The 13,951-nt window shown below is 51.0% G+C and carries 17 protein-coding genes; 11 read left to right on the forward strand and 6 right to left on the reverse strand.

What is annotated here, in order from left to right; genetic code table 11:
- Window positions 1-7: 7 nt before the first annotated feature.
- The gene (locus V7676_RS02340; RefSeq protein WP_335658050.1) at window positions 8-283 is read right to left on the reverse strand and encodes a chorismate mutase; all 276 of its coding nucleotides are present in this window, start codon (window positions 281-283) and stop codon (window positions 8-10) included.
- Window positions 284-431: 148 nt separating this feature from the next.
- On the opposite strand from V7676_RS02340, the gene V7676_RS02345 reads away from it, so the two are divergent.
- From V7676_RS02345 to aguB, 7 genes are all read left to right on the forward strand, one after another.
- On the forward strand, window positions 432-671 hold the full coding sequence (locus V7676_RS02345; protein ID WP_335658051.1) for a hypothetical protein: 240 nt from the start codon (window positions 432-434) through the stop codon (window positions 669-671).
- 207 nt (window positions 672-878) lie between these two features.
- Window positions 879-1,493, forward strand: a complete 615-nt coding sequence (rpsD, locus tag V7676_RS02350; protein ID WP_335658052.1) for a 30S ribosomal protein S4 — start codon at window positions 879-881, stop codon at window positions 1,491-1,493.
- A 152-nt stretch (window positions 1,494-1,645) separates the two neighbouring features.
- Window positions 1,646-3,322 carry a M28 family metallopeptidase gene (locus V7676_RS02355; RefSeq protein WP_335658053.1) on the forward strand — a complete coding sequence of 559 codons (1,677 nt, stop codon included), beginning with the start codon at window positions 1,646-1,648 and terminating at the stop codon, window positions 3,320-3,322.
- A gap of 17 nt (window positions 3,323-3,339) precedes the next feature.
- On the forward strand, window positions 3,340-4,320 hold the full coding sequence (locus V7676_RS02360) for an agmatine deiminase family protein (protein WP_335658054.1): 981 nt from the start codon (window positions 3,340-3,342) through the stop codon (window positions 4,318-4,320).
- A gap of 61 nt (window positions 4,321-4,381) precedes the next feature.
- The gene (locus V7676_RS02365; protein ID WP_335658055.1) at window positions 4,382-5,242 is read left to right on the forward strand and encodes a class I SAM-dependent methyltransferase; all 861 of its coding nucleotides are present in this window, start codon (window positions 4,382-4,384) and stop codon (window positions 5,240-5,242) included.
- 14 nt (window positions 5,243-5,256) lie between these two features.
- Window positions 5,257-5,607 (forward strand): DUF3147 family protein, encoded by a 351-nt coding sequence (locus V7676_RS02370; protein ID WP_335658056.1) that lies wholly within the window; start codon window positions 5,257-5,259, stop codon window positions 5,605-5,607.
- 7 nt (window positions 5,608-5,614) lie between these two features.
- Complete coding sequence (gene aguB / locus V7676_RS02375) at window positions 5,615-6,466, forward strand: N-carbamoylputrescine amidase (protein WP_335658057.1); 852 nt, start codon at window positions 5,615-5,617, stop codon at window positions 6,464-6,466.
- Here the strand turns inward: aguB and V7676_RS02380 are convergent.
- From V7676_RS02380 to V7676_RS02390, 3 genes are read right to left on the reverse strand one after another with little or no spacing between them, the layout of a single operon-like run.
- Window positions 6,463-7,041, reverse strand: a complete 579-nt coding sequence (locus V7676_RS02380) for a hypothetical protein (protein ID WP_335658058.1) — start codon at window positions 7,039-7,041, stop codon at window positions 6,463-6,465. The two genes, aguB and V7676_RS02380, sit on opposite strands and share 4 nt — an antisense overlap.
- Window positions 7,034-7,684, reverse strand: a complete 651-nt coding sequence (locus tag V7676_RS02385; RefSeq protein WP_335658059.1) for a uracil-DNA glycosylase — start codon at window positions 7,682-7,684, stop codon at window positions 7,034-7,036. The genes V7676_RS02380 and V7676_RS02385 overlap by 8 nt, the downstream gene beginning before the upstream one ends.
- Before the next feature lie 51 nt (window positions 7,685-7,735).
- On the reverse strand, window positions 7,736-8,107 hold the full coding sequence (locus tag V7676_RS02390) for a DUF3597 domain-containing protein (RefSeq protein ID WP_335658060.1): 372 nt from the start codon (window positions 8,105-8,107) through the stop codon (window positions 7,736-7,738).
- 236 nt (window positions 8,108-8,343) lie between these two features.
- On the opposite strand from V7676_RS02390, the gene V7676_RS02395 reads away from it, so the two are divergent.
- Complete coding sequence (locus V7676_RS02395; RefSeq protein ID WP_335658061.1) at window positions 8,344-8,922, forward strand: DUF937 domain-containing protein; 579 nt, start codon at window positions 8,344-8,346, stop codon at window positions 8,920-8,922.
- Between the two features lie 27 nt (window positions 8,923-8,949).
- Window positions 8,950-9,330, forward strand: a complete 381-nt coding sequence (locus V7676_RS02400; protein ID WP_335658062.1) for a hypothetical protein — start codon at window positions 8,950-8,952, stop codon at window positions 9,328-9,330.
- A gap of 42 nt (window positions 9,331-9,372) precedes the next feature.
- Here V7676_RS02400 and V7676_RS02405 read toward each other — a convergent pair whose 3' ends face one another.
- Together V7676_RS02405 and V7676_RS02410 are read right to left on the reverse strand one after the other, a co-directional pair.
- Window positions 9,373-9,831: an NfeD family protein gene (locus V7676_RS02405; protein WP_335658063.1), complete on the reverse strand. Its 459-nt coding sequence runs from the start codon at window positions 9,829-9,831 to the stop codon at window positions 9,373-9,375.
- A gap of 2 nt (window positions 9,832-9,833) precedes the next feature.
- Window positions 9,834-10,805 (reverse strand): SPFH domain-containing protein, encoded by a 972-nt coding sequence (locus tag V7676_RS02410; RefSeq protein WP_335658064.1) that lies wholly within the window; start codon window positions 10,803-10,805, stop codon window positions 9,834-9,836.
- Window positions 10,806-10,907: 102 nt separating this feature from the next.
- Between V7676_RS02410 and V7676_RS02415 the strand changes: the two genes are divergently transcribed.
- Both V7676_RS02415 and guaB read left to right on the forward strand, forming a co-directional pair.
- Complete coding sequence (locus tag V7676_RS02415) at window positions 10,908-12,395, forward strand: M28 family peptidase (RefSeq protein ID WP_335658065.1); 1,488 nt, start codon at window positions 10,908-10,910, stop codon at window positions 12,393-12,395.
- A gap of 63 nt (window positions 12,396-12,458) precedes the next feature.
- Complete coding sequence (gene guaB, locus V7676_RS02420) at window positions 12,459-13,925, forward strand: IMP dehydrogenase (protein ID WP_335658066.1); 1,467 nt, start codon at window positions 12,459-12,461, stop codon at window positions 13,923-13,925.
- Window positions 13,926-13,951 lie beyond the last annotated feature (26 nt).

Here is a 13,951-nt window from a genome sequence, read left to right on the forward strand (position 1 = left end):
AGAGCGCTTATTTGTCTCTCAACTGGTCCCATTTTTCCAGTTCATAGCTAATCGAGGTTTCGATTAACATTTCCCAGATTGCGGCCATGATGGGCACTGGAATAGCTGCTTCGCTGGCAAAGCGCTTTATATTTTCAAGAACCTCCGCTTTACGCGTTTCGTCACGTACGGCGGATCTTTCAGACTTTATTCTGGCTGCGGCTTCCATGCATTGAAAGCGCAGTTTGAATAGTGAAATGAGATCAGAATCAAGTTCATCGATCGTTTCACGCAGTTGCGACATGTCTTGAATATTTGATATAGAATCGATAGTATAAGGCATGACTGCGGCGTTAGTTGAGCTTGGATCGATTGTCGAGTGCAGGATCATTTTACATCAAAAATTTGCGCTATTGTGCCAAATTTAGAACATTAGATTATAAGGATATATTGTGCTTTCATATTTTATCGCCCTCGCAATCGCAGGTGAACTTTCTGGCAGTTCTGCCGATAAGGAACCGATTAAGGAGGATAAAATTGTGTGCCGGTCGGTAATGACTGTCGGTTCGCGCATTCCGGACCGTGTTTGTCGGACCAAGAAAGAATGGGCTAATATTGCACGCGAGAATGAAGAGCAGCTACAGAACCGATCCAATTATAGTCGCGGTACGCAGAATCGTAATACAGAGTAGCAATTCAGCGCAGCCCCGATGACATGCGGCGGCGATCATTTTTATCCGGTTTAGCGCTGTAGTGCGCGCTTGACAGCGGTTTGGAATTTCGTCATAGGTCGCGACTTGCAATTGGCTCCGCACCCCGGTGAAGCGGTAGCCGCGTTAATCCCATAGGATTTTCGGTGCATTCCGGGACGAATATAAATAGCAAATTAGGAGTCATTTATGACGAAACGTACCAGTTCGAAATATAAACTTGATCGCCGTATGGGCGAAAATATTTGGGGTCGCCCCAAATCGCCCGTCAATCGCCGCGATTATGGTCCCGGTCAGCATGGTCAGCGCCGCAAAGGCAAAATTTCCGATTACGGTATTCAGCTACGTGCCAAGCAAAAGCTTAAAGGCTATTATGGCGACGTGACCGAAAAACAATTCAAACGCGCCTATAAAGAAGCATCGAGCATGAAAGGCGATACTAGCCAGAACTTGATCGGTTTGCTGGAGCAGCGTTTGGATATGGTCGTATATCGCGCCAAATTCACACCAACGATTTTCTCCGCTCGTCAGCTTGTGAGCCACGGCCACATTCGCGTGAACGGCGTAAAATGTAATGTTGCTTCACGTAAAGTGCAGCCCGGTGATGTTGTGTCGCTGAGCGACAAGGCGCAGGAAATGCTGCTGGTTATCGAAGCACAGAGCCTGCCTGAGCGTGATGTTCCAGAATATGTCACACCAGACGGCACAGACAAAGTTACTTATGTTCGCGTTCCTACGCTTGACGAAGTACCTTATCCGGTGACGATGGAACCTAACCTCGTCGTCGAGTTCTACTCACGTTAATCGGTTCAACGATATTTAGAAAAAAGGGCGGCCCGTTGGAGCCGCCCTTTTTTGTTGCGCGTTTCAGGCAAGGGCTTGCGTCTAAGGCCAGTGGATGTAATTAGTGTCGTCTGAAATCAAATTTGAACGATAAATTATCTTGAGGATCTGAAATGCAAAAGAAATGGTTTGCCCTCGCGCTGGTACCGGCACTGGCTCTTACAGCATGTAAGAAAATAGACGACCCGAATGTTAGCACGGCGTTGCCAGAGGTCGCTGCACCGGAACTGTCGCTTGATACCATGCGCGATATTACGCAGGAGCTTTCCTCAGATGCATATGAAGGCCGCGCACCCGGCACCGCAGGCGAAGAAAAAACCCTTGCTCTCCTGACCAAGAAATTTGCAGAGGTCGGCGTTGAGCCTGGAAATGGCGGCAGCTGGTTTCAGGATGTGCCGTTGGTCGAAATTAATGCTAAAAATGTTTCCGCTTTGACCGTCAAGGGCGGCAAGGGCGAGATGAGCTTTAAATATGGTCCCGAAATGGTCATCTCAACCTATCAGGAACAACCAAAAATCAATATCGCTGATAGTGAGATGGTTTTTGTCGGATATGGCATCAACGCGCCTGAGCGCGGTTGGAATGACTATGAAGGTGTCGATGTTAAAGGGAAAACGGTCGTCATATTGGTGAACGATCCCGATTTTGGTACGGAAAGCCTCGAAGGTGATTTTGGTGGCCGGGCGATGACCTATTATGGCCGCTGGACCTATAAATATGAGGAAGCTGCGCGGCAGGGCGCAGCCGCAGCATTGATCATCCATGATACGGCCCCGGCGGCCTATGGATGGAATGTGGTAGAATCCAGTTGGAGCGGACCTCAATTTTTCCCGCAGTCCGCCGATGGCGGCGCCGATCAAACCCAAGCCAATGGTTGGGTCCAGAAAGATGTTGCGGCAAAGATTTTTACCAGTGTCGGCAAGAATCTAGACAAGTTGATGGTCGCGGCGAAAGGCAAAACGTTCAAAGCGGTGCCGCTGGGCGTGACCGCTTCACTGTCATTTGAAAATGACATCAGCAAAATGAACAGCAAAAATGTCGTCGGGATTATCAAAGGCAAGACCCGTCCCGATGAATATGTCCTCTACACCGCGCATTGGGATCATTTGGGACGGTGCAAACCGGCACCGGATGGTGATGATATTTGTAACGGCGCAGTAGATAATGCTACTGGAACCGCAGCGTTGGTCGCCCTTGCAGAAGCGCATGTTAAAGCCGGTGCGCCGGATCGCAGCATTGTGTTTCTGGCGGTAACGGCTGAAGAATCCGGATTGCTGGGTTCTAAATATTATGCGCAAAACCCTGTGTATCCGCTCAGCAAGACCGTTGGCGGCGTAAATATGGATGCTTTTGGCATGGCCGGACCTGCAAAAAATGTCATTGTGGTCGGCAAGGGTAAGTCCCAACTGGATCGCTATCTGGAAGGGGCGTTGAAGGTTGATGGCCGCGTAGCGGAAGCCGAACCGACACCGGAAAAAGGCTATTATTATCGCTCTGATCATTTCAGCTTTGCAAAATTGGGCGTGCCGATGATCTATTTTGAAGGCGGCGAAGACTTGATCGACGGAGGCAAAGCCGCGGGTGAAGCGAGTAGCAAAGACTATACCGATAATCGCTACCATGGACCAAAGGATGAGTTTAATCCTGACTGGAATTGGGACGGCGTTATGGGTGATCTGAAAGTCTATTATACCGTTGGCCGGATGCTAGCGATGACCGATGATTGGCCAAACTGGAATGAAGGCGATGAGTTTCGCGGTATCCGCGACCAAAGCCGTTCCGCGAACTAGGCGCTGGTTGTAAATATATGGTGAGATGGCCTGCCGAGTGGGAGCCGCATGAAGCGGTATGGATCGGCTTTCCCGGTAATGTTGAAGAATGGCCGGATGGCTTGGCAGAGGCGCAGCAGGAAGTTGCGGCTTTTGTCAATGCGATTTGCGACAATGGTGATGGGGAGCGGGTCATACTCGTTTGCCGCGATCAAAAGGATGCTGATCGGGCAAATTCGCTGGCTGATGATCTGGTCGAGGTCATAATAGAGCCTTTCGGTGATATATGGCTGCGCGATACCGGTCCGATTATCACCGTCGATGGTGACGGCCGCCACGCGAATGACTTTGGCTTTAATGGATGGGGCAGGAAATTTGAGATGCCCGGCGATCAGGATATCGGGTCGCGTCTTGCGCAACCATGGAATCTGCCGGTTCATGGTCATGATTGGGTGCTGGAAGGCGGAGCGATTGACGGCGATGGCGCGGGCAATTTGCTGACCACAGAGCAATGCGTTCTCAACAGCAATCGGAATGAAGGCATAACGCACAAGCGGGTTGAGGCAAATCTCAACGAAGCCCTGTCCATCGACAATATATGCTGGCTGGGCGACGGATTGAAGGCAGATCATACGGATGGGCATGTCGATAATTTGGCCCGTTTTGTCGGGACTGGGATCGTCGCCATTCCAGAGGCCGATGACTCCGAAGATCCGAATATTGATATTTTTGAAGATGCTGCAAAACGGGCAGTTGCCGCCGGTCTGAACGTCGTGCGAATTCCTTCGGCTGGGAAATATCTCATCGACGGGGCCATCGCACCGGCGAGCTATATGAACTTCTATATTGGCAATACGGTCGTTGCTGTTCCGCAATATGGCGCGGAGAATGATGATAGTGCTATCAGGAAAATCGCGTTTTTATTCCCGAAGCACAAGGTTGTCGGCCTATCAAGCGTCGCATTGCTGCGCGGGGGCGGTAGCTTTCACTGCATCTCTCAGCAGATTCCTAAAAGCTAGGTTGTGCGGGTCATTTATACTAATATGCTGATAGAGCACCCCATCGGAAAGGCCTGATTTAATGACCAAGAAACTCATACTCGCTGGTTTGGCGACTGCATTATTGGCAACAACGGCGCTACCTGCGCTTGCAAAACACCACGAAGAAAATGGCGCTATGCATCAGGATGCAGCCCTGACGGCAGCCATTAATCATGAGCGCCGCAGTGATGACAAAGCGCGCGATATATATCGTAATCCTGCAGAGACGTTGGCATTTTTTCAGGTAAAGCCTGATCAAACTATTGCGGAATATGGACCCGGCGGCGGCTGGTACACACGGATATTGCTCCCCTATCTGAGCGGTAGCGGAAAATATGTTGCGATTAACAATGATAGTGGCGGCGCCAGTTTCGCGGACCTGACCCGCGAAGTGCAGATGAAAGCTTGGCAGGAACGGTTCCCGAAATCGGCATCTGAATGGACCGATGTCCCCGCTGATAAAATTGCCGCCTTCGAAAGCGATGAAGTACCGGTAGAACTCAAAGGAAAAATTGATCGGGTGCTGATATTCCGTTCCCTGCACGGAATGCTCAACGGCACGCGTGCGGATTCCGAACTGCGCGCGCTGCGCGAAAGCCTCGCGGATGATGGTATGGTCGGCGTGGTTCAGCACCGCGCAAAAGCAGATGCATCCTATGCGATGTCAAACGGCTCCAAAGGCTATTTGAAACAAGCCTCGGTCATTGCGCTGTTCGAACTCAATGGTTTCGAACTAGTCGGTTCTTCGGAAATAAATGCCAATCCGAAAGATACGTCAGATTATGAAAAAGGCGTATGGACCTTGCCACCGGTCCTGACCAACAAGGAAGATGATAAAGCCAAATATCAGGCTATCGGCGAATCTGATCGAATGACCTTGCTGTTTAAAAAGCGGCCTTGATAGCTTGCTGAACCATGGGTGAGTTTATTGTCCGTGCCATAGTGTCGGGGGTGATCGTCGCCATTGTTGCGATCATTGCCCGGCGTTATCCGGCAATGGGTGCGCTCGTCGCATCGCTGCCGCTTATCTCCATATTGGCGATGATCTGGTTGTGGCGGGATACTGGCGACACGGAATTATTGGCCGGACATGTGCAGGCGACATTTTTCTATGTCATCCCCAGCTTGCCGATGTTCCTTGTGATCCCGATATTGCTGCGACAGGGAATAAATTTCTGGGCATCGCTTTCGGTGGGTGTGTTGCTGACGATAATTTTATATATCGCGACAATTCCGATTGCAGCGCGTTTCGGCATCAAGCTATGATAACGGCATGACACAAGAAATCACCGTTGCAGCGTTGCAAACATCCTTACACGCTAGCGAAGCCGAAAATATAGAAGCCGTCAGCGATCAAGTCGCCGAAGCTGCCGAGCAGGGCGCGCAAATCATATTGCCGCCAGAGCTTTTTGCCGGACCCTATTTTTGCAAAACCGAGGATGAGGCGTTGTTCGCGCTGGCCAAGCCTACGCTGGCAAGTGCGCCGGTTCAGGCCATGCAAAAGCTTGCGAAACAATTGGCTGTGGCGATTCCCGCGAGCTTTTTTGAACGCGACGGGCAGCATTATTATAATAGCATAGCGATGATTGATCCTCAGGGCGAGATCATGGGCGTCTATCGCAAAAGCCATATTCCCGATGGTCCGGGCTATGAGGAAAAATTCTACTTCCGTCCGGGCAATAGCGGTTTCAAGGTATGGGATGTGTTCGGAACGACTATCGGTGTGGGGATATGCTGGGACCAATGGTTTCCCGAAACCGCCAGAGCCATGGCGCTGATGGGCGCGGAAATATTATTCTATCCGACCGCCATCGGTTCAGAACCTTATGACGCTGATCTCGACACCAGCCGCATGTGGCGCCGCGCGATGCAGGGTCATGCGGTAAGCAACTGCATGCCCGTTGTCGCCAGTAACCGGATCGGCGTGGAAGAGGGACAGGCCTTTTACGGCCACAGCTTCATTGCCAATGAATGGGGTGATCTGGCGGCAGAATATGGGGCTAAGGAAAGCGGTGTTTTGGTCGCGACGTTTGACTTGGAACAAGCGCGTAAACACAGGGCAGGTATGGGTTTTTTCCGGGACCGTCGGCCAGAGCTTTACCGGCGGTTAGCAGAGGATGTTTAGTTGACCTTGTCAAATAATATTGGGGTTAATATCCTAGATATGTTTTGCGATAGTTCCGAAGCTCTGTCTAATCGTTGATTTAGTTCATCATTACCGAATGTCTTTTCAACTAAGATTGCTTCATTGCCTTTTAGAACGAGATTCTGGAAAGTCCATTCATGGTCAGTGTATCTCTTTTTTCGAACTCCAAACCCATGAACAATCAAATGGCGATAGTCTCTTTGCTCACCAAGCTCCGTGACCCAATGGAGGATTGAATTTGATACTTCGAACGGTAACCGTTGGTCCTTTGCCACTGTAGCTAAATATTTTATTTTGGCTCCCAAATCAGATGGCAGTTTTTCTTTTAAATTTTGATTAGCATGAGGGTGGTATTGCTGAATGAAGGTATTAAGCATCCGTTCAATTCCTGCCCAGATGGTGATGTACAAACCAATGTTCGCTAAGACTGACTGTTCATAAAGCCACATTGCATCAGCTCGACTTTTGCGGGCTCTTTTGAGATCGAACAAAACTAATCGTCGTAAAGGGCCTATTTTTCTTAAGGCTCTTTGGAAAATGTTGAACTTAGCCAAGTGAAATTCCTTTTTCAAAAACTTCCTCAAACATTTTCGGCGTTAATCGCTTGGTGTTCACATTATACCGGCTACAATGATAGCTGTCGATCAGGGTGCGGCCATCGGGCAATTTATGCGTTGCCCCATGAGCGAACCGATAATCGGCTAGCCGCGCGCCCGTCATACGCACTACGCTATCATGCGCGATTTTTCCGAGCGCCAATATGATTTGCAAATTGGGTAGGCCGTCTAATGCCTTGACCATATAGGGGCGGCAATTGCTAATCTCTGCACCGGTTGGTTTATTCTCTGGCGGCAAGCATTTGACTGCATTGATGATGATCGCGTCGTTCAAGAGTAAGCCGTCATCGGGGCGTGATTGGAACAGGCCGCTGCTTAAACCCATTTTGTTCAGCACTGCAAAAAGCAGATCGCCCGATGCGTCGCCGGTAAAGGGCCGTCCGGTCCGGTTCGCGCCTTCTTTGCCGGGGGCGAGGCCGACAATGGCAAGCCGCGCTTCGGGATCACCAAAAGCAGGGACAGGCGCATTCCACCATGACGGTTGTTCTTTGCGGAGAGTTTTACGCAAATCCACCAAGCGGGGGCAGCGGCGGCAGTTTTTCGGCGCTTCGGCAAAAGGAAGGGGGCTATGATCGCTCACAGCCCCCGCCTAAATTCATTTGGACATGACGTCCAGTAAAGGACTGGTAAATCAGTCTTTCAGTTCAGCCGGTACGATGCCGCCATTGGCTGCAATTTCAGACATGACGCGCTTGTGCAGGGCGATATTATCTTCTGCCGAGCCGCTATAATCAGCGTTACCCAATTCCTGCGCCAGTTCTTTGCGGTTTGCGTAGCTTGCATCAATTTGAACGAGTTTCATCAGATCAACAATCGATGTGCGCCAGTTCAGCTTGTCCGAACCGGGGATATTGTCGAGCCGCGCTGTAACATCTACTTCGGAAATAGCTGCGCGGGGGGCAGGTGCTGCTTCTACCGCCGGGGCTGTCGTGGTTGGCGCCGGTTCAGCTGCTTTTGCTTCGCCGCCGAAAATTGCGTTTTTGATTTTTCCAAATATGCTCATGACATGTTCCTTCTCTATTGCTCTGGGCTTCACCGATATGCCCTTATATTCTTTCTTCGGTGTTACGTGGCGGGGAGTCAAACGGGGGATGACGAATAGCGGCGCTTCTGCGGCCATATCAGTGTAAACTCTCGTAAAGCGCAGTAATTTGCCGTTTTAAGAGTGAAAATCTGTTAGAGTGACTGACAGGGAAGCGGAATCAATCACAGATTTCGCGAGGTTCAAGGAGACAGGTAATGAGCATTTTAGAGATATTGCAGAAATCTGGTGGCATCGAAACGATGGCGCGCGAGTTGGGAGTTAACGAAACTGTTGCGCAAGCGGGCGCCGCCGCTTTGCTGCCCTCCATATTGGGAGGTTTTAAGAAAACAGCACAGTCACAGCCAAGCGGTCTGGACGGACTGGGTGGTTTATTGGGCCAGCTTGGCGGCGGCGGACTGCTTGATAGTGTGCTGGGTACCCAGCCAACGCCGGTCGATAAAGGTAATGACGTACTTGGCCAGATTTTCGGATCGAAAGAAGTGAGCCGTACGGTCGCCGCTGGCGCAGAACAGCAAACGGGGATCAGCAGCGAATTGCTGAAGAAAATGCTACCTGTCGTTGCGATGATGGTCGCTGGCTATATGGCCAAACAAGGCGGTGAAAGCTCCGGTAATGGCGGAGGCGGCTTAGGCGGTTTGATCGGCGGCCTACTTGGCGGCGGTTCGAAAACATCCTCTGGGGGTCTTGGCGGATTGGCGTCCTTGCTTGATCTCGACGGCGACGGAAACCCGTTGGATGATATTATCGGGATGGCCGGTAAGCTCGTCCGCTAAAAAAATAACAATTGAAGGAGATAACTAATGGGACTTTTGGATAGTGCGCTGGGTATGTTGCCTGACAATGTGAATTTGGACTCCATGGCCGAAAAAATCGGCATGACTGCGGATGAACTGAAAACAGGCGGCGAGGCTCTTTTTGCTAAATTAAAGGATGGTAGCGTCGATAAGGCGACTGCGATCAAGGAAGCCGCTGCCGAAGCTGGCGTGGATGCAGAGAAGCTTAAAGGCTTGATACCCGCCATGGCAGAGAAAGCCGGTTTGGACGGCGAAGGCGGCTTGATGGAAAAACTCGGCGGCGAAGACGGAATCTTCGGCAAAGTCACAGGCTTTCTTGACCGTGATGGCGACGGTAATCCCCTCAACGACATCACGAATATGGCTAAAGGCTTCTTCAAGAAATAGGCCCAGTCTCATTGAGGTCTCACTGAGACTGAAATTGCGGTTCTAGTCCTCCAGCGCTTCGAGTTGGAGGACGCCGCCTTCCACAGCTACGATACGCGCCATTGTGCCTTTTTTCATGGCTGGGCCTTTCGCCGGCCATTCGCCATCGGCGACCTTGGCGCGGCCGCTGGTTTCGCTGATTGTCTCTACGACGATGACTGTTTGGCCGATCAAGCGACCGGAGCGATTATTGAGCAACGGGTCGTCGCTTTCCACGACATTGTTAAGATACCAACGGCGACCAAGAAATACCGACGCTAATGAAACTAAACCAAATAATGTGAATTGACCTGCGACATTAATATCGATGAACATGGCGATCAGGCCCGTAATGGCCGCTGCCGTACCCAGCCAGATCAAAAATACGCCCGGGACCATTATTTCCGCTATTGCCAATAGCAGTGCGATAATCAGCCACTGATAATGCGATTCCAGCGTCATGACCTGTTCAATGAAGTCCATGCTTATTCGCCTTGCTGTTCAAACGGTCCTTTGCGGCGTGGCGGGGGCGGTGTGACGGAACCGCCATTATTGCCGAATGCTTCTTTGGCCAATTCACCAATGCCGCCCAATGTGCCGATAAGCTGCGTCGCTTCTACGGGGAACAGGATGGTTTTAGCATTAGGCGACGTAGCGAATTTGGATACCGCTTTGACATAATCCTGAGCGATAAAATAGTTAATCGCCTGGGCATTGCCGCCCGCAATCGCATCGGACACCATTTTCGTCGCTTTTGCTTCGGCCTCTGCTTCGCGTTCACGGGCTTCAGCGTCGCGGAAAGCGGCTTCTTTGCGGCCTTCGGCCTGCAAAATCTGTCCCTGCTTTTCGCCTTCGGAACGAAGGATTTCAGAAGCCCGTGCGCCTTCGGCATCAAGAATATTCGCGCGTTTTTCGCGTTCTGCCTTCATCTGCCGCGCCATAGCGTTAATAATATCCTGTGGCGGCCGGATGTCTTTAATTTCTACGCGGGTGATTTTAATGCCCCACGGGGTGGTGGCATCGTCAATCACGGTTAGCAGGCGCCCGTTAATTTCGTCGCGTTTGGAAAGAGTTTCATCAAGGTCCATCGAACCCATGACCGTCCGTAAATTGGTGGTCACAAGATTTAAGATGGCATTATAAAGATCATTCACTTCATAGGCGGCCTTTGGCGCATCAAGCACCTGAAAAAAGACCACTCCGTCGGTAGAGATCATCGCATTATCTTTGGTGATGATTTCCTGCCCCGGAATGTCGAGAACCTGCTCCATCATATTGACCTTGCGGCCAACGCGATAGAAAAAGGCGGGGAAAAAGTTAAAACCGGGCGTTGCAACAGTGGTAAACCGGCCGAAATATTCGATGGTGTAATGAAATCCTTGGCGGACAATTTTTATGCTTGCGCCAAGATATATGATCACCAAAACGAAAAAGAAAAATGCGGCTGTAAGTTCCATCTGCTAAATCTCCGACTTTAGGGCTTATGACCATTGATTAATCCCGCCATAATGCCAAGAAAAAAGCGAATATTTCATCAAAGAACAGAGTTATCATATTCTATGCGTATCTTTTCATTTTGTTTCACGGTCTTTTTTCTGTCTTGTTCGGCGGCGCATGCAGCAGATATTACGGAGCATGACCTTCTGGGGCATATAAAAATATTGGCCAGCGACGATTTCGGCGGTCGAAAGCCCGGGACAGAGGGTGAAAATAAAACCGTCAACTATATCGCGACCCAATGGAAAAATGCAGGTCTCTTACCGGCGAGTGAGAATGACAATTGGTATGCACCTGTAGCGATGATCGACAGGATTCCGGTTTCTCAGGAAATAGCTTTCATATTGCAGGGAAAGCGGGCGAAGCGGATAAAGGTGGGCAAGGATCAAATAGTGTTGCGCGGCGCGGCTGCAGAAAATCAACTAGCGAACATGCCGATTGTTCACGCAGGATATGGGAGCGCTAATATCGAAGACATGCGTCCTTTTGTCTCTGGCAAGATCGCGTTTCTATTCGCAAGCTCTCCGTCCGGCAGCACCGACTCTCCGGCCTTTCGTGAACGAAAGGCCAACCTTATAGCGGCGGGAGCTTCTGGTGTTATCGCCATCATAAAGGGCGAGTCTCGTTGGAAAAGGGATGCGCGGCGCTTCCGTTCGGTCAGCGCTTCCCTTGCTGACAAAAATTCCCACGCAATTGTGGAAGGCATAATCAGCGCGGATGCCGCCGAGAAAATTTTCCGCAAAGGGGATGTAGATGTCAAAAATCTTGATGAAGACATTGAACACACTGAATTTCAGCCGGTTCTAGTCCCGATATTGGCTAATCTGTCCGTAAAGACGCAGCTACGAAACTATGTTTCCAACAACGTCATAGGAAAAATAGCGGGCCGTAAACCGAAAACTGGCGCTGTTTTGTTTCTGGGGCATTGGGATCATTTCGGGGACTGCGAACCTGAATCTTTGGGGGATCGGATTTGCAATGGAGCCGTTGATAACGCGAGCGGTATCTCTTTGCTCATTGAAACTGCCAAACGATTGGCAAAAATTTCTCTCGACCGCGACATCTATTTCCTCGCGACCACTGCCGAAGAACAGGGGTTGTTGGGTGCATCGGCCTTTGTCGCACATCCGAGCTTTGCATTGAACAGGCTGGTTGCTGTGTTTAATGCCGATACCGTCGCACTGGCCCCCGATGGAAAGTTGATCGCGGTTGTGGGGCACGGTGAAACCGATCTGGACGAGGATTTGGGAAAAGTCGCGAAAGCCGAAGGCCGCGAGATAGATACCACCGGCACATCCGACAAGTTTCTGAAGCGGCAGGATGGCTATATCTTTCTTAAAATGGGCATACCATCCTTCATGATCACCAGCGCCTTTGCCGATCAGGAACGTCTGGATGCCTATATTGCCGGACGATATCATGATGTTAGTGATGAAGCAGATGACGGGTTAATATTGGGCGGGGCGGCGGCTGATGCCAATTTTCACGTCGCGCTGGGCCATTATTTCGGCAACATTGCAACTTACCCGCTTAAAGGCCCTAGCGATTAGTGACAGAACTGATTACATGGGCCGCCACAGAATCACATTAAGCGTATCAGAAAGTGGCCCAGCATGAGCAGCAGAGAAATCCGAACCGGACTAACATTTGATGATGTCCTGTTGCTGCCGGGCGCATCCGACATTGTTCCCAGCCAAGCCAATACCCAGACTTGGCTGACCAAGGAAATACGGCTGGATATTCCGGTCCTGTCCTCGGCCATGGATACGGTGACGGAATCCGATATGGCTATAGTTATGGCCCAATTGGGCGGCATAGGCGTATTGCACCGTAATTTGACGCTGGAACAGCAAATCATCGCCGTACGGCAGGTCAAGCGCTTTGAATCGGGCATGGTCGTCAATCCGATCACCATCGCACCGGATGCGACATTGGCAGATGCCGAAGGTATAATGGCTCTGAACAAGATTTCCGGTATTCCCGTGGTCGAATCCAGCGGCAAGCTGGTGGGCATATTGACCAACCGCGATGTGCGTTTTGCCGAAAATCCGAAGCAGCCGGTGTCGGAACTCATGACCAAAGATAATCTGGTGACCGTTCCCGTTGGTGTCAGTCAGGAAGAAGCCCGCAGAATGCTGCATCAACGTCGCATCGAGAAATTGCTCGTCGTCGATGAAAAATATCATTGCGTTGGCCTGATCACCGTCAAGGATATTGAGAAAGCAGTCACATATCCCAATGCCACAAAAGACAGTACGGGCCGCTTGCGCGTAGCCGCTGCGTCGACCGTTGGGGATGCAGGTTTTGAACGCAGCCTAGCGTTGATCGATGCAGAATGTGACCTGATCGTGATCGACACGGCACACGGCCACAGCAGCATGGTTTCAAAGGCAGTGGCAGAGGTTAAGAAGCGTTCTAGCCACACGCAGATTATTGCAGGTAATGTCGCGACAGCCGCTGCAACCCGTGCGCTAATTGATGCTGGAGCAGATGGCATTAAGGTCGGTATCGGACCGGGTTCGATATGTACAACCCGCGTGGTTGCCGGTGTTGGTGTTCCGCAATTGACGGCCATTATGGATTGCGCCGAAGAAGCTGCGAAATCCGGTATTCCAGTGATTGCTGATGGCGGCCTTCGGACATCAGGCGATGTCGCCAAGGCTTTGGCCGCTGGTGCATCATCGGTGATGGTCGGGTCCTTGCTGGCTGGAACGGAAGAAGCGCCCGGCGATACGTTTCTTTATCAAGGCCGTGCCTATAAAAGCTATCGCGGCATGGGTTCTGTGGGGGCGATGGCACGTGGTTCGGCAGATCGCTATTTTCAGCAGGATATTACAGACCAGCTCAAACTGGTGCCCGAAGGTATTGAGGGGCAAGTGCCGTTCAAGGGCCCAGCTGGCGATGTGGTCCATCAATTGGTCGGCGGTGTGAAGGCCGCTATGGGCTATACAGGCTCGGCGACGCTGAAAGATTTGCGGGAACGGGCGGAATTCGTCCGGATAACCAATGCCGGTTTGCAGGAAAGCCATGTGCATGATGTTTCTATCACGCGGGAAGCACCCAATTATCCAACGCGTTGAGCACCGGATTAAAGGGGTGATGGGAA

The sequence above is a fragment of the Parasphingorhabdus sp. genome, assembly GCF_036963805.1.
Classification (GTDB): domain Bacteria; phylum Pseudomonadota; class Alphaproteobacteria; order Sphingomonadales; family Sphingomonadaceae; genus Parasphingorhabdus.